This window comes from Achromobacter denitrificans NBRC 15125 (assembly GCF_001571365.1).
In the GTDB taxonomy this organism is placed as follows: Bacteria; Pseudomonadota; Gammaproteobacteria; order Burkholderiales; family Burkholderiaceae_B; genus Achromobacter; species Achromobacter denitrificans.
The window spans coordinates 87,528-105,685 of record NZ_BCTQ01000022.1; the positions used below are offsets into that span (position 1 = coordinate 87,528).

Here is an 18,158-nt window from a genome sequence, read left to right on the forward strand (position 1 = left end):
CCTACCGGAGCATGGGGAAGACCGCGATGAACGCTCCCTTACCAGCAGAAGTCCTGAAGCAGCATCTCATCGATCCGGAGATCTGCATCCGCTGCAATACCTGCGAAGAAACCTGTCCGATCGACGCCATCACGCACGACGCCAACAACTACGTGGTGGACCCGGATATCTGCAACGGCTGCATGGCCTGCGTGCCGCCTTGCCCCACGGGCGCCATCGACAACTGGCGGCTGGTGGCGCGCGCCGAAGCCTATCCGGTTCGCGACCAACTGGGCTGGGAAGAACTGCCCCGGGAGCAGGCGCCCGCGGAAGCGGCCGAGGCAGCGCCGGCGGCCGACGCAACCGTCGGCACGCCGCCGCCCGCCGCCGTGTCGGCCGTGCCGGGCGCGGCGGTGCCGCCCTGGTCCGCCGCGCATCCCTACGTCAATCTGTACACCCACAAGGCGCCGACCACGGCCACCGTCGTGGGGAACTACCGCGTCACCGGCGCCGATACCGATAGCGATATCCATCACATCGTGCTGGACTTCGGCGAACTGCCGTTTCCCGTGCTGGAGGGGCAGTCCATCGGCATCCTGCCGCCGGGCCTGGACGCCCAGGGCCGCCCGCATCATGCGCGGCAATATTCGCTCGCCAGCCCCCGCGACGGCGAACGGGCCGGCTATAACAACCTTTCCCTGACGGTCAAGCGCGTCACCGAGGACCATGCCGGCGCGGCCGCCCACGGCGTGTGCTCGAACTACCTGTGCGATCTGGTCAAGAACGACAAAGTGCAGGTGATCGGGCCTTTCGGCCACACCTTCCTGATGCCCAATCATCCCCGGGCCAATCTCATCATGATCTGCACGGGCACCGGGTCGGCGCCCATGCGCGCGATGACCGAGCGCTGCCGCCGGCGCATCGATTCCGGCGACAACGGCAAGCTCATGCTGTTCTTCGGCGCGCGCACCGAGCGCGAACTGCCGTACTTCGGGCCCCTGATGAAGCTCCCCCCCGATTTCATCGACATCAACCTGGCGCTCTCGCGCGAGGCCGGGCAGCCCAAGCGCTACGTGCAGGACCTGATCCGGGATCGCGCGGCCAAGGTGCGGGAATTGCTGGCCGACCGCAATACCTGCATCTATGTCTGCGGCCTGAAAGGGATGGAATCGGGCGTGCTGGATGCCCTGCGCGATGTGACGGTGCAATCGGGCCAGGATTGGTCTATCCTGCATGATGCGCTGCGCCGCGAAGGGCGGCTGCATTTCGAGACCTATTGATCCGGAAAACATGCGTGAATGCGTGACGAACGGCGCGCGCAGGCGCGCCGTTCGCATTTGCGGGGGGAAATCCACAATATGAAGTTCGCCGATTTCAAAGACGGCATGCTCATCAAGGCCGGTCCGGTCACCGTGACGGAAGCGGAAATCCTGGAGTTTGCGCGCAAGTACGATCCCCAGTGGTTCCACACCGATCCCCAGCGCGCTTCCGAAGGCCGCTGGGGCGGCCTGATCGCCAGCGGCTGGCATACCTGCGCGCTGACCATGCGCATGGCCGTGGACGCGGCGCTTCACGATTCCGAATCGTTCGGCTCGCCCGGCCTGGGCGAAGTCCGCTGGCGCACTCCCGTGCGCCCGGGCGACACGCTGCGCCTGGAGGCCCGGGTGCAGGGCGTGCGCACGTCCTCGTCGCGCCCCGACCTGGGCATCATCACCTGGGCCTGGACGGTCTACAACCAGCACGACGAAGGCGTGCTGGAACTGGACGCGACCAGCCTCTTCGATCTCTCGGGCGAGAACTAGCGCGCAGGCCGGCCCCGGGCCGGCTGCCTAGCGCTTCTTGGCTGGCGGCTTCAGGAAGGCGTCGGCCTCGGGGCCGGCCGCGGCCTTCCATGCCTTTACCGAGTCCGCCGCCGCGTCCTTCAACGCCTTTCGCACGGCCAGGGGCACGGCGGTGTTGATCGCCACGCCGTTCTTGCGCATGTTGGCGTAGTTCTGCTGCAGGCGGCCGTCGATCCGCTTCCACTGCTCGGTTTCGGTCTGCGCCGCCGCCTGGTCGATGGCGCGGCGGGTGCGCGCGTCCAGCGCCTGGTACGCCTCCAGGTTCATGGTCGCGATCGAGACCGGCATGGCGTAATTGATCTCGGCGAAATGGGGCAGGTGTTCCCACAGCTTGCGGCCCGCGCCGCCGTCGCCCGACGACAGCACCGCGTTCACCTCGCCCGAGGCGATCAGCGGCATGGCGTCGGCGAAGGAAATGTTCTGGGCGCGGGCGCCCGCCTTCTGCATCACGGCCTGCGACGTGGCGTCATAGGTGCGGATGCTGAGGCTCTTCAGGGCGGCGACGCTGTCCAGTTTTTTCTTGGACCAAATGCCGGACGCCGGCCAGGGGGTGGTATAGAGCAGCTTCTGCCCGTGCGCCGCCAGCAGCTTTTCATACGCGGGCCGGGCGGCCTTGTTCAGGTTGCGGGCCTTGGACAGGGAGTCCGCCAGGAAAGGCAGGGAGGACACGCCGAACAGGGGGTACTTGCCGGCCAGCGCGCCAGCGAAGGCGTCGCCCGCATCTACCTTGCGCGCCTCTACCGCGTCGATCATGTCGGCCGACTTGATCCCTTTGGAGGCGTCGTAGCTGGCGTCGATGATGACCTCGCCCGCCGTCTTGGCGCGTACCAGGTCGGCAAAGGTGGACACGCCTTGCCCGGGCATGGAGGTGGCCGGGTATTCGGTGGCCATCGTAAGGGTGGTGGCGGCGTAGGCGCCATGGGCGACGAACGCCATGGCGATGCCCGCCAGGCGGAGGGGAAGACAGCCTTGCATGCGCGGCTCCTGGTCGAGGGGGAAACCTGGTCTGGACACGCGGGACGGCGCGAGGGCGCCCCGGCCCGTGCCTGGCCGATGCCGCAAAGCGTACGGCCTGTGCAAGGATTCGCCTATACGGACTTTCGGCAATGCGCGGGCTTATGGGGTGGCGGCCGCGGCGGAATTACTCGATGGGCAGGCGGTGCATCTTCAGGAACGAGAGCTTGTCCCAGTAGCCCCGTTGGAAGACGATCCGGCCTTCGCGCACGGTAAAGAACCCGCAGCCGCGCAAGCCCAAGGGGTCGCGCCACTCCAGGGCTGCCACCTCGCCCGCATCGTGGATCGTCTCCACGATGCAGGTCATGTTCGCCAGCGCGAACTCCCGCTCGAACATCGCCCTTATCGCGTCGCGTCCGACGATGGGCTCCTGGGTGACCTGGTGGTTCACCGCCTTTTCATCGTAAAGCTCGGCGAGGCCATCGGCATCGGCGGCATTGAACCGTGCGACCCATTGTTCGACGAGCTGCCGCGGAGTCATGTGCGTTTCCATTCTGGATGAGCCGGCTGATGTTGCAGCGAAATGCTGGTGGCGCCGGCAGGCGCCATGGATGCAGTATCGGGGAATCTTGCCGGCAAGGCCAGCAACGCCGGCCCACAAAAGAATAGCCGCCCTGGTCGGGCGGCTATTTCTCGGCCGGTCAGGCGATCAAGTCAGGCGATCAATAGAACGCCTGGATACCCGTTTGGGCGCGGCCCAGGATCAGGGCGTGCACGTCGTGGGTGCCTTCGTAGGTGTTGACCACTTCCAGGTTCACCAGGTGGCGGGCCACGCCGAACTCGTCGGAGATGCCGTTGCCGCCGAGCATGTCGCGAGCCAGGCGGGCGATGTCCAGGGCCTTGCCGCAGGAGTTGCGCTTCATGATCGACGTGATTTCCACGGCGGCCGTGCCTTCGTCCTTCATGCGGCCCAGGCGCAGGCAGCCTTGCAGGGCCAGCGTGATTTCGGTCTGCATGTCGGCCAGCTTCTTCTGGATCAGCTGATTGGCGGCCAGGGGGCGGCCGAACTGCTTGCGGTCCAAGGTGTATTGGCGGGCGGTGTGCCAGCAGGCCTCGGCGGCGCCGACGGCACCCCAGGCGATGCCGTAGCGGGCGGAGTTCAGGCAGGTGAACGGACCCTTCAGGCCGGAAACGCCGGGCATCATCTGCTCATCGGACACTTCCACTTCGTCCATGACGATTTCGCCGGTGATCGAGGCGCGCAGGCCGACCTTGCCGTGGATGGCCGGGGCCGACAGGCCCTTCATGCCCTTTTCCAGGATGAAGCCGCGGATCTTGCCGTCGAAGTCGCCGCCGACGCACTTGGCCCACACCACGAAGACGTCCGCGATGGGGGAGTTGGTGATCCACATCTTGTTGCCGGAAACCTTGTAGCCGTCGGCCGTCTTGACGGCGCGGGTTTCCATGCCGCCGGGGTCGGAGCCGTGGTTGGGTTCGGTCAGGCCGAAGCAGCCGATCCATTCGCCGCGGGCAAGCTTGGGCAGGTACTTCTGCTTCTGCGCTTCGCTGCCGAATTCATTGATGGGAACCATCACCAGGGAGGACTGCACGCTCATCATGGAGCGGTAGCCGGAGTCGATGCGTTCGACTTCGCGGGCGATCAGGCCGTAGCTGACGTAGTTCAGGCCGGCGCCGCCGTATTCGACGGGGATGGTGGCGCCCAGCAGGCCCAGTTCGCCCATTTCGGAGAAGATCGCCGGGTCGGTCTGTTCATTGCGGAACGCGTTCAGCACGCGCGGAGCGAGCTTGTCCTGCGCATAGGCGTAAGCAGCGTCGCGCACCATGCGTTCTTCTTCGGTCAGTTGCTGGTCCAGCAACAGGGGATCTTGCCAGTGAAAGGAAGGATTCGAGGACATGCTGGGTCTCCGCTATGGATTTCCGTATTCGGAATGCTAGAAAGTTTAAACCTAAAATAAATGGGACGGCAAGCTGCGGTTTTCCCGGCGCGCATCATGCGCGCCGCCGGCGCCCGCCGTGTCCTTGCCGTGTCAGTGCTGGGCCTTCAGGGCCGCGTCGCGGATCTTTTCCAGAGTCGTCGACGGGGTGATGGTTTCCGGATCGATGAAGCAGTGCAGGATGGCCGGCTTTCCGCTGGCCAGCGCCCGCTCGAAGGCCGGACCGAACTGCTCGGTGGTCTCGACGCGTTCGCCATGGCCGCCGAAAGCGCGCGCATAGTCGGCGAAGTCGGGATTCTTCAACTCGGTCGCGGAAATGCGGCCGGGGTAGTGCTTTTCCTGGTGCATGCGGATCGTGCCGTACATGCCGTTGTCCACCAGCACCACCACGATGGGGAGGTCGTACTGCACCGCCGTCGCGAATTCCTGGCCGTGCATCAGGAAGCAGCCGTCGCCGGCGAAGCACACCACCGTCTTGTCGGGCCAGACGCGCTTGGCGCCCACGGCCGCCGGCAGGCCGTAGCCCATGGAGCCCGAGGTGGGCGCCAGCTGCGTGCCGTAGCGGGTGTAGCGGTGGAAGCGGTGCAGCCAGGTGGCGTAGTTGCCGGCGCCGTTGGTCATGATGGCGTCGGCGGGCAGGGTCTTTTCCAGGTAGGCCATGACTTGGCCCATCTGCAGCGCGCCCGGCGTGGTGATCGCGGCGGGATCGCTCCATTTCAGGTACGACTCGCGCATGGCCTGCGTGCCGTCGGCCCAGGCGGGCCGGGCCGGCGCCTTCAGGCCGGCGAGCGCCTGGGCGAAGGCCGCGGGCGAGGTGTTGATCGCCAGCGTGGGGCGGTAGACGCGGGCCAGTTCGGCGGCGTCCGGATGCACGTGCACCAGCTTCTGCTTCGGCACCGGGATGTCCAGCAGCGTATAGGCCTGGCTGGGGTTTTCCGACATGCGGCCGCCGACCAGCAGCACCAGGTCGGCGTCGGCCACGCGCTTGAGCAGGGCCGGGTTGATGCCCAGGCCGACGTCGCCGATGAAGCACGGATGGTCGGCCGGGAACAGCATCTGGCGGCGGAACGACACCGCCGTGGGCAGCGCGTGGCGCTGCGCGAAATCGGCGAACTGCTGCACCGCGCGCGCGTCCCAGCGCGTGCCGCCGAGAATGGCGACGGGGTTCCTGGCCTGGGCCAGCAATTGTTCCAGGTCGGCCAGCTGGCCGGCGGTGGGCGCGGACTCGATGACTTCGTAGCGCGGCGCGTCGGCCACCTGGGCGGCTTCGACCAGCATGTCCTCGGGCAGGGCGATCACGACCGGGCCGGGACGGCCCGAGGTGGCGATGTGGAAGGCGCGCGAAATCAGTTCGGGGATGCGTTCGACCTGGTCGATCTCGGTGACCCACTTGGCCTGCGTGCCGAACACGGCGCGGTAATCCATTTCCTGGAAGGCCTCGCGCTCGCGCATCCCGCGCTCGATCTGGCCGACGAACAGGATCATCGGGGTCGAGTCCTGCTTGGCGATGTGCACGCCGGCCAGCGCGTTGGACGCGCCGGGGCCGCGGGTCACCATGCAGATGCCGGGTTCGCCGGTCAGCTTGCCGTGGGCGTCGGCCATCATGGCCGCGCCGCCTTCCTGGCGGCAAACCGTGACCTTGATGTCCGCGTCGTGCAGGCCGTCCAGCACCGCGAGGTAGCTTTCACCGGGAACGCAGAAAACGTGCTTGACGCCCTGGGCAACCAGCTGGTCGACCAGGATGTGTCCGCCTAGGCGGGAGTTTTGCTGGGACATGGGGGTGGTAGTCATGATGAGCCGAGGTTAGGACATCCGAGCATAATGTTCCTCGATCGCACAATGCAATTGATAAAATTGCACAATCTATTGACCCACCGGCACGACAAGCCATGTTGCGCCGCGGCAAGCGGGGCGCCCCGGAGCGCCCTGGCGGGCCGCCGGCGCTGGACGGTTCCCGCTCCATGAGAAACGGCATTCCCAACCTGAGCGCCTTGCAGGCGTTCGAAGCCTCGGCCCGCCTGGGCAGCTTTTCCCGCGCGGCCGAGGAACTGTCCCTCACGCACAGCGCGGTCTACCGTCAGGTGGCGAGCCTGGAATCGCGGCTGGGCGTGCAACTGTTCACCCGCGTGCGGCGGCGCATCGTGCTGACCGACCACGGCGCAGAGTACGCGGGCCGCATCCGGCACCACCTGGACCAGATCGAAAAAGACACGTTCGGCCTGGTCAGCCGCACGGGCATGGGGCGCAGCATCCACATCGCGGTGGTTCCCACCCTGGCCACCACCTGGCTGATCCCCCGCCTGGCGGACTTCCAGCGAGAGCACGGCGACATCACCGTCAGCCTGTCCGTGCGCACCTTGCCGTTCCAGTTCAAGGACCAGCCCTTCGACGGCGCGCTCTACCACGGGGACGGATTGTGGCCGGGCACGCAGGGCGGGCTGCTGTTTCCGGAACGCGAGCTGGTGCCCGTATGCGCGCCCGAGCTGGCCGAGCGCCCGTCGGAGCCCGGCGCCAGCGCCCTGGCCGGCATGACCCACTTGCACCTGGCCTCGCGCCCGGACGCCTGGCGGCAGTGGTACGGCGCCAACGGCTACCTGTACGGCCCCCAGGCCGCGGGCGGGCCCCGCTACGAATTGTTCACTATGGTGATGGCGGCGGTGCAGGCCGGGCTGGGCGTCGGCCTCATGCCGCGCTTCCTGGCGCAGCCGGCGCTGGACCAGGGCACGCTGGCGATGCCGGTCCCGCAGGCGCTGGCGGTCAGCCAGGGCTATTACTTCGGCTATCCCCAGCGCAGCGAACGGTCCGAGGCGCTGAAACTCTTCGAGAGCTGGCTGAAGGTCGCCGCCGCGGGCGTGGGCGAGCGCTGAGCCGTAGAATCATCCCATCATGCCCGATACCCGATCGCCGCTCGCCTCGCAGGCCGACATCGACGCCTTCATCGACGCCGTATGGCTGGAGGACGGCCTGTCGGCCAATACGCTGGCCGCCTACCGCCGCGACCTGACCGGTTTCGCGCGCTGGCTCGAAGACCCCGAGGCCTACGTCCGCGAAATGGCCGACCGCTACGGCGAGGCCGCGCAGGCCCACGCGCTGCCCGCCGGGCCGGCCAGGCCCCTGTGCGACGCGGCCAAGGGCGATATCGAAGCCTGGTTCGCCTTCCGCCACGAGGAAACGCGCGCGACCACCGCCAACCGCCGGCTGGCCGCGCTGCGCCGCTTCTATGCCTGGGCCCTGCGCGAACACCGCTGCGAGCGCGATCCCTGTCTGACGCTCGTGGCCGCCAAGCAGCCGCCGCGCATGCCCAAGACCCTGTCCGAGCAGCAGGTGGACGCCTTGCTGCGCGCGCCCGACCTCGAACAGGCCCGCGGCCTGCGCGACCGCGCCATGCTGGAAACCCTGTACGCGACGGGCCTGCGCGTGTCCGAGCTGGTGGGCGTGCGGACGCTGGACGTGAGCCTGAACGAAGGCGTGGTGCGCGTGGTGCTGGGCAAGGGCGGCAAGGACCGGCTGGTGCCCCTGGGGGCGGAGGCGGCGCACTGGATCGATCGCTACCTGAAGACCGGCCGGCCGGAGCTGGCGGCCGGCCGCGTCAGCGACGCGCTGTTCATCACCGGCCGGGCCGAGGCGATGTCGCGCCAGGCCTTCTGGCAACTGGTGAAGAAGTACGCCTTGCTGGCCGACGTGCGCGCGCCGCTGTCGCCGCACGTCCTGAGGCATGCGTTCGCCACGCATCTTTTGAATCACGGCGCGGACCTGCGCGTGGTGCAGATGCTGCTGGGCCACGCCGACATTTCCACCACGCAGATCTACACGCACGTCGCGCGCGAACGCCTGAAGGCCCTGCACGCGGCGCACCATCCCCGCGGCTAGCCGCGGCTTTTCCCTACCTACACCGATACTCTCAGCCGTTCCGCGATATCCATGAGCAAAGCCCGCCACGTTTCTGAAACGCCCGCCACCCAATTCCTCAAGCAGCACAAGGTGGCCTACACGGAACACACCTACGATTACGTGGACCACGGCGGCGCGGGCGAAGCCGCGCGCCAGCTGGGGCTGGATCCGCACGCGGTGGTCAAGACTCTGATCATGGAGGACGAGGCCGCCAAGCCCCTGGTCATCGTCATGCACGGCGACCGGGAAGTCTCCACCAAGAACCTGGCCCGCCAGGCGGGCCTGAAGAAGGTCGAGCCCTGCAAGCCGGAAGTGGCGCAGCGCCACACCGGCTACCAGGTGGGCGGCACCTCGCCATTCGGCACGCGCAAGAAGATGCCGGTGTGGGTCGAGGCCGAGGTGCTGGACTACCCCGTGGTCTACATCAACGGCGGGCGGCGCGGCTACCTGATAGGGATCGATCCGCAGGTCCTGGTCGGTCTGCTGGGCGCGAAAACGGTATCGGTGGCGCTGGAGTCCTAGCGTTTCCCGGGGGGCGCCTGCGGTATCCCGATACCACCTCCCGGGCGGATGGCGGAGCCACAATAGGACGAGAAAAGCCGGAACCCGGGTCGCCGGGCGTCGAACCGGCTTCCCCGCCATCCCAAGGAGACCCTCATGAGCAAGCGACTGTTGATGCTGGTCGGCGACTACGCCGAAGATTACGAAACCATGGTGCCGTTCCAGACCCTGCTGGCGGTGGGACACACGGTGCATGCGGTGTGCCCGGACAAAAAGGCCGGCGATACCGTGGCCACGTCCATCCACGATTTCGAGGGCGCGCAGACCTATTCCGAGAAGCGCGGCCACAATTTCACCCTCAATTACGATTTCGACCGCGTCGAGCCCTCGTCCTACGACGGGCTGGTCATTCCGGGCGGACGCGCGCCGGAATACCTGCGCCTGAACGAAAAGGTGCTGGACATCGTGCGCGCCTTCGACCAGGCCGGCAAACCCATCGCGGCCGTCTGCCACGGCGCGCAGATGCTCGCCGCGGCCGGGATCCTCAAGGGGCGCACCTGCTCGGCGTATCCGGCCTGCGCGCCGGAAGTCCGCCTGGCTGGCGGCACCTACGCCGAGATCGGCATCGACCAGGCCTATACCGACGGCAATCTGGTGACCGCGCCCGCCTGGCCGGCCCATCCGGCCTGGATGTCGCAGTTCCTGGCGGTGCTGGGCACCAAGATCGTTCCCTGAGTCCGGTCGGTTGAAAAAAAGGCGCCTGGGTGTCCCCAGGCGCCTTTTGCATTCCGGACGCGCGGGGCGTCAGGCGAAGTCGAGCACGACGCGGCCTTCGATCTGGCCGCGGCGCATGCGGTCGAACACGTCGTTGATGTTCTCCAGGCTTTCCGTGGCCACGGTGGCGTGCACCTTGCCCTCTTCGGCGAATTGCAGGGATTCCTGCAGGTCCAGGCGCGAACCGACAATCGAGCCGCGCACGGTGACGCCATTGAGCACCATGTCGAAGATCGACAGCGGGAAGTCGCCCGGAGGCAGCCCGTTGAGCGCCACGGTGCCGCCGCGGCGGACCATGCCCAGCGCCTGCTCGAACGCCTTGGGCGATACGGCCGTGATGAGGGCGCCATGCGCGCCGCCGATTTCACGCTTCAGGTAGGCGGCGGGATCGGTGGTCTTGGCGTTGACCGTAACCTCCGCGCCCAGGCGGCGCGCGAAATCCAGCTTGGCGTCGTCGATATCCACGGCGGCGACGTTCAGGCCCATGGCCTTCGCGTATTGCACCGCCATGTGGCCCAGCCCGCCGATGCCGGAAATCACCACCCAGTTGCCCGGGCGCGTGTCCGTCATCTTGAGGCCCTTGTAGACGGTGACGCCGGCGCACAGCACGGGCGCGATGTCGACGAAGCTGACGTTCTTGGGCAGCAGCCCGACGTAATCGGCGGCGGCCAGCGCGTATTCGGCGAAGCCGCCGTTCACGGAGTACCCCGCGTTCTGCTGCTGTTCGCACAGGGTTTCCCAGCCGCCCAGGCAGTGTTCGCAGTGGCCGCAGGCCGAGTAGAGCCAGGGGATGCCGACCCGGTCGCCTTCCTTCACGTGGGTAACGCCGGCGCCCACCGCCACCACATGGCCGACGCCTTCGTGGCCGGGAATGAAAGGGGGATTGGGCTTGACGGGCCAATCGCCTTCGACCGCATGCAGGTCGGTGTGGCAGACGCCGCAGGCTTCGATCTTCACCAGGAGTTCGCCCGGACCGGGGCGGGGCACCGCCACTTCTTCGATCGCGAGAGGCTTGCCGAATGCGCGTGCAACTGCTGCCTTCATGGTCTTGTCCATCACTACCTCCGAAGTCTGATCAAGTTGACTATCCTCGAACGCGTGCGGTTTCCCGACCATGATTTATATCAATATGGGGGAGGGGCCGGGCAGCCGGAAACGTGTGGTTGCAGAATGGCGGACAGAGCCGCCCGGACTCCACCCGCCGCTTCGTCTTGCCCCGGCGGCGCCAAACGGCGTACAGTGACTCACTGACTCACGGCCGCCCCGGCCCAGGCGGGCTTCTTGCCCCACGCTCCAGGGATATTCCATGTGTGAAATCTTCATCCGCGCCAGCGAGCAGTCCTACACGCCCGAAGCCCGCTCCCTGCGCCTGCACGGCGTGGCCACCAGCCTGCGGCTCGAACGGCTGTTCTGGCAGGTCCTGGAGGAGATCGCCGCCCGCGACGGCATGCGCGTGACGCAGCTGATCGAACGCCTGTACGACGAACTCATCGAATACCGCGGAGAGGCCGCCAATTTCACCTCCTTCCTGCGCGTGTGCTGCCTGCGCTACCAGCTTTTGCAGGCTGAGGGGCGCATCCCGCTGGACGCCGGCGTGCCGATCCGCTCGCTCAATGCCCAGGCCGTGCTGGAAGGCTTGCCTCCCTCGCTGTACGACGCCGAGCCGCTGCGCCCGAAGCGCCGGGCCGCCTAGCGAGTCCGATTCCGCCCCAGCCCAAAAAGAACAGGGCCCGATCAGATCGGGCCCTGCGTTTGTGCGGGAACGGCGAGGGCCGCTCAGCCGCCGGACTGGATCGAGGCCAGCGCCACTTCGCTTTGCACGATGCGGCGGATGCGCACGGCATCGCCGATGCGCGAGAGCTTGCCCTGGGAATCCAGCAGCACGATGGCCAGGTCGCGGCCATTGATGCGGGCCAGCATTACCAGGCATTCGCCGGCTTCGTTGATGTAGCCGGTCTTGGACACCTTGATGTCCCAGTCGGGCTTGCGCACCAGCAGGTTGGTGTTGCGGAAGGTCTGCGTGCGGTTGTTGATCTCGACCTCGTACTCCGTATCGGTGGAGTAGCGGTGGATCAGGGGGCGCTGGGACGCGGCGCGCAGCAGGCGCGCCAGGTCGTGCGGCGAGGAGACGTTGTCGCTGGACAGGCCGGTGGGCTCGATGAAGCGCGTGCTGGTCATGCCCAGCGACTGCGCCTTGGCGTTCATGGCGGCCACGAAAGCCGGCAGGCCGCCCGGATAGTGGCGGCCCAGCGCGTTGGCGGCGCGATTTTCCGAGGACATCAGCGCCAGGTGCAGCATGTCGCCGCGAGACAGCCTGGTGCCCACGCGCAGGCGCGAGGTGGTGTGCTTGAGTCCGTCGACGTCGTCGTCGGTGATCTCCAGCATCTCGTCCATCGGCAGGTTGGCGTCCACCACCACGACGGCGGTCATCAGCTTCGAGATGGAAGCGATGGGGCGCACGACGTTTTCATTCTTGGCGAAGATGACCGTGGAGGTTTCCAGGTCCTGCACGTAGGCGGTGCTGGAGCGCAGGGCCGCCGCTTCGGCGCGCGCGGAGGCGGCGGGCGGCGGCATGGCGGCGGCGCTGGCCGCGGCGGCCGTGCGCTGGGCGCGGGAGGGTTTGTTCGGCTTGCCGTTCTTGCCCGCGGCGCCCTTCTTGGGCGGCGTGCCCTTCGTGGCGACCTGCTTGCCGCCCTTGGGCGCGGCGCCCTTCTTGCCGGCCGAAGCCTTGGGCGGCGCCTTCTTGGCGGACGGGGCGGCTTTCTTGGCCGCTCCAGCGGCCTGTTTGCCGGAGCCGGCCTTGGCGGCCGGCGCTTTCTTGGCTTGTTGCGCCTTGCAGGCCGACGACTTGGCGTTGGTCTTGCAGGGATCGGAATTCTTAGCGGCTTGGGCGACGGGGGGCAGGAGCGCGCACATCGCCAGCGCCACCGGCGCTATCGCGTTCGCAATCGCACGTTTCCAGGAAAATGCCATGGTTTGAGCAGGCTTGTCAGTCTGTGAAGAAATATTTCTTAAGCCGGCGTTCCGTCGGTTCAGGAAAAGTCCAGATGAATTAGAGGCTTACGCGTCGAATTTAAACAGCAATTTCAAGTGATGCGCAAGACGATTCGCTATCATCGCTGAAAAAAATATCGGTGACGTATTGACGTGGGCCAGATTCGTCACAAGACGCGTCACGAGACGCTAACGGTCCGCGGCGCGTGAGCGTAGCCCGGATTAACCCTCATTTGGCTGAATGCGAGAGGGGCTGGCACGAAAAAGAAGGGGGAGGGGAAGGCATCGGAGCCGACGCCGGAAGTGGCCTCGCCGGGTGGAATCGAACCACCAATTGACCCTTAGGAGGGGCCGGTTATATCCATTTAACTACGGCGAGACAGATACGGATCGAAGCGCGCAAGGGGCGGGAGAACAAGAATCCACCGGCGACGCGTATCGATGTGAGACCCGGATTCTAGCATCAGGCGCCAGTCCCGACGGCGTGTCCGGCCGCCCCTCATGGCGGGGAGCCGCCGCGCCAGGCCTTCAGCCCGAGCCGGTCCGCGATCACCACGGCCTGCGTGCGGTTGGACACGCGCAGTTTGCGCATGATGGCGGTCATATGGGCCTTGACGGTGGCTTCCGATACCTCCAGCTCATGGGCGATCTGCTTGTTCAGCAGGCCGGCGCTCACCATCCGCAGCACGCGGAACTGCTGCGGCGTGAGTTCGCGCACGCTGGCGGCGAACGCGGGTTCGAGGCCGCCTGGCCTGCCGGCGCCGCAGCCGGCCTCCGGATGCCAGGCGCCGCCGTCCAGCAGATGCAGGATGGCGGCGCCCAGGGTATCGGCCCCCACGGACTTGGGCAGGTAGCCCGCCACGCCCAGCGCCCGGGCGCGGCGCATGAGGAGATGATCCTCGTTCGCCGAAACGATGGCGATGGGCAGCCGGGGGTGGCGCTCGCGCAGGCGGATCAGCGGATCCAGGCCCACGGCCCCCGGCATGTCCAGGTCCAGCAGGAGCAGGTCGGCGCCGGGGTGGGCGTCGACCAGCTCATAGAGCGTGCTGGTCCGGTCGGCTTCATGGACGTCGCTGCCCGGCAGCACGTCGTCGATCACTCCGCGCAGGGCTGCGCGGAAGAGGGGGTGGTCGTCGGCGATCAGGAGTACGGGCATGGGCCGATCATGCCATGCGCCGCTCCCGCACCAGCGTCCCGACGACCGACGGATCGGCCAGCGTGGTGATGTCGCCCAGGTCGTCGACGGTGTTGTCGGCGATCTTGCGCAGGATGCGGCGCATGATCTTGCCCGAGCGGGTCTTGGGCAGGCCGGGCGCCCATTGCAGGTGGTCCGGCGTGGCGATGGGCCCGATTTCGCGGCGCACGTGGGCCACCAGTTCCTGGCGCAGGGTTTCGGATTCCTGCGTGCCCGCCTTCAGCGTGACGTAGACGTAAATGCCCTGGCCCTTGATGTCGTGCGCGAATCCCACCGCCGCGGCTTCGGCCACCTTGGGGTGCGATACCAGCGCGCTTTCCACTTCGGCCGTGCCGATGCGGTGTCCGCTCACGTTGAGCACGTCGTCCACGCGGCCGGTGATCCAGTAATCGCCGTCCGCGTCGCGACGGCAGCGGTCGCCGGTGAAATACATGCCGGGATATTCCTTGAAGCAGCTGTCGAAGTAACGCTGCTCGTCGCCGTATATGCTGCGGGCCTGGCCCGGCCAGGACTCCCGGATGTAGAGGTTGCCTTCGCCGGCGCCTTCGATCAGGGCGCCGGTCTTGACGTCGACCAGCTCGGGCCGGATGCCGTAGAAGGGCGTGCTGGCCGCGCCCGGCTTGCATGCCTTGGCGCCGGGCAACGGGGAAATCAGGATGCCGCCCGTCTCGGTCTGCCACCAGGTGTCGACGATGGGGCAGCGGCCCGCGCCGACCACGTCGTGATACCAGCGCCAGGCTTCGGGGTTGATGGGTTCGCCCACCGAGCCCAGCAGCCGCAGCGAGCTGCGGGCCGTGCGCAGCACCGGTTCGGTGCCTTCGCGCATCAGGGCGCGGATGGCGGTGGGCGCGGTGTAGAAGATGCTGACGCGGTGCTTGTCGACGACCTGCCAGAAGCGCGAGGCGTCCGGGTAGCTGGGCACCCCCTCGAAAACCAGCGAGGTCGCGCCGTTGGCCAGCGGGCCGTAGGCGAGGTAGCTGTGGCCGGTGACCCAGCCCACGTCCGCCGTGCACCAGAAGACGTCGTCCTCGCGGATGTCGAAGATGGTGGCGTGCGTGTACGCGGCATAGACCAGGTAGCCGCCCGTGGTGTGCAGCATGCCCTTGGGCTTGCCGGTGCTGCCCGAGGTGTAGAGGATGAACAGCGGGTCTTCGGCATTCATGCGTTCGGGTTCGCATTCGGCGGATTCGCGTTCCATCAGCGGCGTCAGCCAGTAGTCGCGCCCCGGTGTCATGTCGACCGGCGTGCCGGTGTTCTTCGCCACCAGCACGGTGCGCACGCTTTCCATGCCGGGCATCTGCAGCGCGGCGTCCACGTTGGCCTTGAGCGCAATGGAACGGCCCGCGCGGCGGCCTTCGTCGGCGGTGATGATGGCCTTGGCGCCGCAATCCCGCACGCGGTCGGCGATGGAGGCCGGCGCGAAGCCGCCGAACACCACGTTGTGGACGGCGCCGATGCGCGCGCAGGCCAGCATCGCGGCCACCGCTTCCACGATCATCGGCATGTAGAGCGTGACGCGGTCGCCGCGGCCGATGCCCGCGCGGCGCAGGGCGTTGCCCAGCTTGCAGACCTGGGAATGCAGTTCCAGGTAGCTGACGCGCCGCGAAGGAATCTCCGGGTCGTCCGACTCCCAGATCAGCGCGGGCTTGTGGCCGCGGGTTTCCAGGTGGCGGTCCAGGCAGTTGACGCTGACGTTCAATTCCCCATCGGCATACCAGCGGATATGGAAGTCATCGGCGGCGAAGCTGACGTCGCGGACCTGCCGGGGCTCGCGATACCAGTGCAGGCGCCGGGCCGCCTTCGCCCAGAACGCATCGGGATCGCTCAGCGAGGCGGCGTACTGCGCCTCGTACTGTTCCTGCGTCACCGTATGCGGGCCGGCGAAGCCCTCGGGCACGGGATAGAGATCGCGGATGGGGTTCATGATGACTCCTCTGAACGGTTAGTGATCGATGGCGCTCGTGGCGCCGATGCCCGTCTGGCTGCGGACGGTCAACGCGTCGAACGCGGCGGCTTCCTGGCGCGCGCGCGGGCTGCGGTCCAGCTTGGAGAACAGCCAGATCGCGAAGAACGCCAGGGGAATGGACAGAATGCCGGGGTTGGGGAAAGGCACCACGGGCGCCGCGAAGCCGAAGACGTCCACCCAGACGGTGCGGCTCAGCACGACCCATATCGTGGCCGAGGCCAGGCCCAGGAATCCGCCGATGGTGGCGCCGCGCGTGGTGCAGCCGCGCCACGAGATCGACAGCACCAGCACCGGGAAGTTGGCGCTGGCGGCGATGGCGAAGGCCAGCCCGACCATGAAGGCCACGTTCTGGTTTTCGAACACGATGCCCAGCAGGATGGCCATCACGCCGAGCGCGATGGTGGACAGGCGCGAGATGCGCATCTGCTGGTGCTCGGTGGCGCGTCCGCGCGCGATGACGTTGGCGTACAGGTCGTGGGAGATCGCGGCCGCGCCGGCGAGCGCCAGCCCCGCCACCACCGCGACGATGGTGGCGAAGGTGACCGCGGCCAGGAAGCCCAGCAGGAGGCTGCCGCCGACGGCGTTGGCCAGGTGCACCGCCACCATGTTGGTGCCGCCGATCAGGTTCTTCAGCATGTCGAAGCCGCCCTGCGGGCCCGTGGTGTAGTACTCGGGGTGGCGCACCAGCAGCGCCACGGCGCCGAAGCCGATGATGAAGGTGAGCAGGTAGAAGTAGCCGATGAAGGAGCTGGCGTAGATGACCGACTTGCGCGCTTCCTTGGCGTTGGACACGGTGAAGAAGCGCATCAGGATATGCGGCAGCCCGGCGGTGCCGAAGGCCAGCGCGATGCCCAGGGACAGCGCGTTCAGCGGATTGCTGCTGACCTGGGCGCCCGGGGCCAGCAGTTCGCGGCCGGCGGGGTGCACGCGCGTGGCCTCGGCCAGCAGGGAATCGGGGTTGAAGTTGAAGGCGGCCATCACCAGGATCGTCATCAGCGTGGCGCCCACCAGCATCAGCACCGCCTTGATGATCTGCACCCAGGTGGTGGCGGTCATGCCGCCGAAGGCCACGTAGATCATCATCAGCGATCCCACGATGAGCACGGCGACGTTGTAGTCCAGCCCGAACAGCAGCACGATCAGCTTGCCGGCGCCCACCATCTGCGCGATCAGGTAGAGCGCGATGATCAGCAGCGAGGCGCTGGCCGCGAGCACGCGCATCGGGGTCTGGGCCAGGCGGAACGAGGTCACGTCGGCGAAGTTGTAGCGGCCCAGGTTGCGCAGGCGCTCGGCGATCAGGAACATGACCACCGGCCAGCCGAAGAGAAAGCCGATGGCGTAGATCATGCCGTCGAAGCCGCTGACGTACACCATGCCCGCGATGCCCAGGAACGAGGCCGCCGACAGGTAGTCTCCGGCGATCGCGAGGCCGTTCTGGAAGCCCGTCAGGCCGCCGCCGGCGGTGTAGAAGTCGGAGGTGGTGCGTGTGCGCTTGGCGGCCCAGTAGGTGATGCCCATGGTCGCGGCGATGAACACCAGGAACATGACGATGGCGGACGCGCTGGTCTGTCCGGCGGGGGCGGCCTGGGCCGGCCCCGCCAGCGCGCAGGCCGGGACGGCGGCGCGCAGGGCGATGCGTTGGCCGGGCTTCATGAGACGTCCTTGATGATGGCGGTCAGCAGGGGGTCGAACACGGTGTTGGAGATGCGGACGTAGGCCGCGATGAGGACCACGGCGCTGCACACCACGAGCGTGCCCGTCAGCACGCCTATGCTCATCGTCATGCCGGGCAGCGGCCGCGCGAAGAAGACGGGATCGAACGCCAGGGTCAGGATGAAGCCGGCGTAGATCACGCCGGTGATGGTGAAGAACAGCAGGCTGGTCCGGCTGCGCCGGCGCAGTAACTCCTGGTATCGGGGATGCCGCAGGACGGCGGCAACGGTTCCTGCCTGAGCTGAGGTCACGGGGAGTCTCCTTGTCGTCGTGGCGGCCGGTCGAGGCGCCGGGTTGGCTCCGGGGCGAGGGCGCCGGCCGGGCATTGACCCAATATAGAGACGCATCCGGTGACGGGACACTCGACCTTGGTCGTAGGGGCGGACCCGGGGATC

General features: G+C 67.4%; 17 protein-coding genes and 1 tRNA gene. 7 read left to right on the forward strand and 11 right to left on the reverse strand.

Annotated features, from left to right (window positions below):
* Nucleotides 1–26 precede the first annotated feature (26 nt).
* Both boxA and ADE01S_RS18830 read left to right on the forward strand, forming a co-directional pair.
* Nucleotides 27–1,259, forward strand: a complete 1,233-nt coding sequence (boxA, locus tag ADE01S_RS18825; RefSeq protein ID WP_062683257.1) for a benzoyl-CoA 2,3-epoxidase subunit BoxA — start codon at nt 27–29, stop codon at nt 1,257–1,259.
* A 78-nt stretch (nt 1,260–1,337) separates the two neighbouring features.
* Entirely contained in the window at nt 1,338–1,781 is a 444-nt protein-coding gene (locus tag ADE01S_RS18830; protein ID WP_062683275.1) for a MaoC family dehydratase, read from the forward strand.
* Between the two features lie 27 nt (nt 1,782–1,808).
* Here ADE01S_RS18830 and ADE01S_RS18835 read toward each other — a convergent pair whose 3' ends face one another.
* The 4 genes from ADE01S_RS18835 to ADE01S_RS18850 all read right to left on the reverse strand — a co-directional run bounded on the left by ADE01S_RS18835 (nt 1,809) and on the right by ADE01S_RS18850 (nt 6,505).
* Nucleotides 1,809–2,795, reverse strand: a complete 987-nt coding sequence (locus ADE01S_RS18835) for a TRAP transporter substrate-binding protein (RefSeq protein ID WP_062683258.1) — start codon at nt 2,793–2,795, stop codon at nt 1,809–1,811.
* A 166-nt stretch (nt 2,796–2,961) separates the two neighbouring features.
* Nucleotides 2,962–3,315, reverse strand: coding sequence for a nuclear transport factor 2 family protein (locus tag ADE01S_RS18840; RefSeq protein ID WP_062683259.1), 354 nt, complete (start codon nt 3,313–3,315; stop codon nt 2,962–2,964).
* A 181-nt stretch (nt 3,316–3,496) separates the two neighbouring features.
* Complete coding sequence (locus ADE01S_RS18845) at nt 3,497–4,690, reverse strand: acyl-CoA dehydrogenase (protein ID WP_062683260.1); 1,194 nt, start codon at nt 4,688–4,690, stop codon at nt 3,497–3,499.
* A gap of 132 nt (nt 4,691–4,822) precedes the next feature.
* The gene (locus ADE01S_RS18850) at nt 4,823–6,505 is read right to left on the reverse strand and encodes a thiamine pyrophosphate-binding protein (RefSeq protein WP_062683277.1); all 1,683 of its coding nucleotides are present in this window, start codon (nt 6,503–6,505) and stop codon (nt 4,823–4,825) included.
* Between the two features lie 185 nt (nt 6,506–6,690).
* On the opposite strand from ADE01S_RS18850, the gene ADE01S_RS18855 reads away from it, so the two are divergent.
* From ADE01S_RS18855 to ADE01S_RS18870, 4 genes are all read left to right on the forward strand, one after another.
* Nucleotides 6,691–7,596, forward strand: a complete 906-nt coding sequence (locus tag ADE01S_RS18855) for a LysR substrate-binding domain-containing protein (RefSeq protein ID WP_062683276.1) — start codon at nt 6,691–6,693, stop codon at nt 7,594–7,596.
* A 19-nt stretch (nt 7,597–7,615) separates the two neighbouring features.
* On the forward strand, nt 7,616–8,599 hold the full coding sequence (gene xerD / locus ADE01S_RS18860; RefSeq protein ID WP_062683261.1) for a site-specific tyrosine recombinase XerD: 984 nt from the start codon (nt 7,616–7,618) through the stop codon (nt 8,597–8,599).
* 51 nt (nt 8,600–8,650) lie between these two features.
* Nucleotides 8,651–9,142 carry a Cys-tRNA(Pro) deacylase gene (gene ybaK, locus ADE01S_RS18865; RefSeq protein WP_062683262.1) on the forward strand — a complete coding sequence of 164 codons (492 nt, stop codon included), beginning with the start codon at nt 8,651–8,653 and terminating at the stop codon, nt 9,140–9,142.
* A 135-nt stretch (nt 9,143–9,277) separates the two neighbouring features.
* The gene (locus ADE01S_RS18870; protein ID WP_062683263.1) at nt 9,278–9,856 is read left to right on the forward strand and encodes a DJ-1/PfpI family protein; all 579 of its coding nucleotides are present in this window, start codon (nt 9,278–9,280) and stop codon (nt 9,854–9,856) included.
* A gap of 69 nt (nt 9,857–9,925) precedes the next feature.
* Here the strand turns inward: ADE01S_RS18870 and adhP are convergent, their stop codons facing one another.
* Nucleotides 9,926–10,951 (reverse strand): alcohol dehydrogenase AdhP, encoded by a 1,026-nt coding sequence (gene adhP / locus ADE01S_RS18875; RefSeq protein WP_062683264.1) that lies wholly within the window; start codon nt 10,949–10,951, stop codon nt 9,926–9,928.
* Nucleotides 10,952–11,201: 250 nt separating this feature from the next.
* Here adhP and ADE01S_RS18880 point away from each other — a divergent pair, with 250 nt between their 5' ends.
* Nucleotides 11,202–11,588, forward strand: coding sequence for a ribbon-helix-helix domain-containing protein (locus ADE01S_RS18880; protein ID WP_062683265.1), 387 nt, complete (start codon nt 11,202–11,204; stop codon nt 11,586–11,588).
* An 83-nt stretch (nt 11,589–11,671) separates the two neighbouring features.
* Here ADE01S_RS18880 and pbpG read toward each other — a convergent pair whose 3' ends face one another.
* From pbpG to ADE01S_RS18910, 6 genes are all read right to left on the reverse strand, one after another.
* Complete coding sequence (pbpG, locus tag ADE01S_RS18885) at nt 11,672–12,868, reverse strand: D-alanyl-D-alanine endopeptidase (protein ID WP_062683266.1); 1,197 nt, start codon at nt 12,866–12,868, stop codon at nt 11,672–11,674.
* A 325-nt stretch (nt 12,869–13,193) separates the two neighbouring features.
* A tRNA-Arg gene (locus ADE01S_RS18890) sits at nt 13,194–13,268 on the reverse strand.
* A 120-nt stretch (nt 13,269–13,388) separates the two neighbouring features.
* The gene (locus tag ADE01S_RS18895; protein WP_062683267.1) at nt 13,389–14,045 is read right to left on the reverse strand and encodes a response regulator transcription factor; all 657 of its coding nucleotides are present in this window, start codon (nt 14,043–14,045) and stop codon (nt 13,389–13,391) included.
* A 7-nt stretch (nt 14,046–14,052) separates the two neighbouring features.
* Entirely contained in the window at nt 14,053–16,008 is a 1,956-nt protein-coding gene (acs, locus tag ADE01S_RS18900) for an acetate--CoA ligase (protein WP_087881459.1), read from the reverse strand.
* An 18-nt stretch (nt 16,009–16,026) separates the two neighbouring features.
* Nucleotides 16,027–17,703: a cation/acetate symporter ActP gene (actP, locus tag ADE01S_RS18905; protein ID WP_062683268.1), complete on the reverse strand. Its 1,677-nt coding sequence runs from the start codon at nt 17,701–17,703 to the stop codon at nt 16,027–16,029.
* Nucleotides 17,700–18,014, reverse strand: coding sequence for a DUF485 domain-containing protein (locus ADE01S_RS18910; RefSeq protein ID WP_062683269.1), 315 nt, complete (start codon nt 18,012–18,014; stop codon nt 17,700–17,702). Before ADE01S_RS18910 ends, actP begins: the two co-directional genes overlap by 4 nt.
* Nucleotides 18,015–18,158 lie beyond the last annotated feature (144 nt).

Excerpts from the sequence above, each read along its gene's own strand:
- boxA (WP_062683257.1), top strand. The coding sequence starts at position 27 with ATGAACGCTCCCTTACCAGCAGAAGTCCTGAAGCAGCATCTCATCGAT.
- ADE01S_RS18830 (WP_062683275.1), top strand. The coding sequence starts at position 1,338 with ATGAAGTTCGCCGATTTCAAAGACGGCATGCTCATCAAGGCCGGTCCG.
- ADE01S_RS18835 (WP_062683258.1), bottom strand. The coding sequence starts at position 2,795 with ATGCAAGGCTGTCTTCCCCTCCGCCTGGCGGGCATCGCCATGGCGTTC.
- ADE01S_RS18840 (WP_062683259.1), bottom strand. The coding sequence starts at position 3,315 with ATGACTCCGCGGCAGCTCGTCGAACAATGGGTCGCACGGTTCAATGCC.
- ADE01S_RS18845 (WP_062683260.1), bottom strand. The coding sequence starts at position 4,690 with ATGTCCTCGAATCCTTCCTTTCACTGGCAAGATCCCCTGTTGCTGGAC.
- ADE01S_RS18850 (WP_062683277.1), bottom strand. The coding sequence starts at position 6,505 with ATGTCCCAGCAAAACTCCCGCCTAGGCGGACACATCCTGGTCGACCAG.
- ADE01S_RS18855 (WP_062683276.1), top strand. The coding sequence starts at position 6,691 with ATGAGAAACGGCATTCCCAACCTGAGCGCCTTGCAGGCGTTCGAAGCC.
- xerD (WP_062683261.1), top strand. The coding sequence starts at position 7,616 with ATGCCCGATACCCGATCGCCGCTCGCCTCGCAGGCCGACATCGACGCC.
- ybaK (WP_062683262.1), top strand. The coding sequence starts at position 8,651 with ATGAGCAAAGCCCGCCACGTTTCTGAAACGCCCGCCACCCAATTCCTC.
- ADE01S_RS18870 (WP_062683263.1), top strand. The coding sequence starts at position 9,278 with ATGAGCAAGCGACTGTTGATGCTGGTCGGCGACTACGCCGAAGATTAC.
- adhP (WP_062683264.1), bottom strand. The coding sequence starts at position 10,951 with ATGGACAAGACCATGAAGGCAGCAGTTGCACGCGCATTCGGCAAGCCT.
- ADE01S_RS18880 (WP_062683265.1), top strand. The coding sequence starts at position 11,202 with ATGTGTGAAATCTTCATCCGCGCCAGCGAGCAGTCCTACACGCCCGAA.
- pbpG (WP_062683266.1), bottom strand. The coding sequence starts at position 12,868 with ATGGCATTTTCCTGGAAACGTGCGATTGCGAACGCGATAGCGCCGGTG.
- ADE01S_RS18895 (WP_062683267.1), bottom strand. The coding sequence starts at position 14,045 with ATGCCCGTACTCCTGATCGCCGACGACCACCCCCTCTTCCGCGCAGCC.
- acs (WP_087881459.1), bottom strand. The coding sequence starts at position 16,008 with ATGAACCCCATCCGCGATCTCTATCCCGTGCCCGAGGGCTTCGCCGGC.
- actP (WP_062683268.1), bottom strand. The coding sequence starts at position 17,703 with ATGAAGCCCGGCCAACGCATCGCCCTGCGCGCCGCCGTCCCGGCCTGC.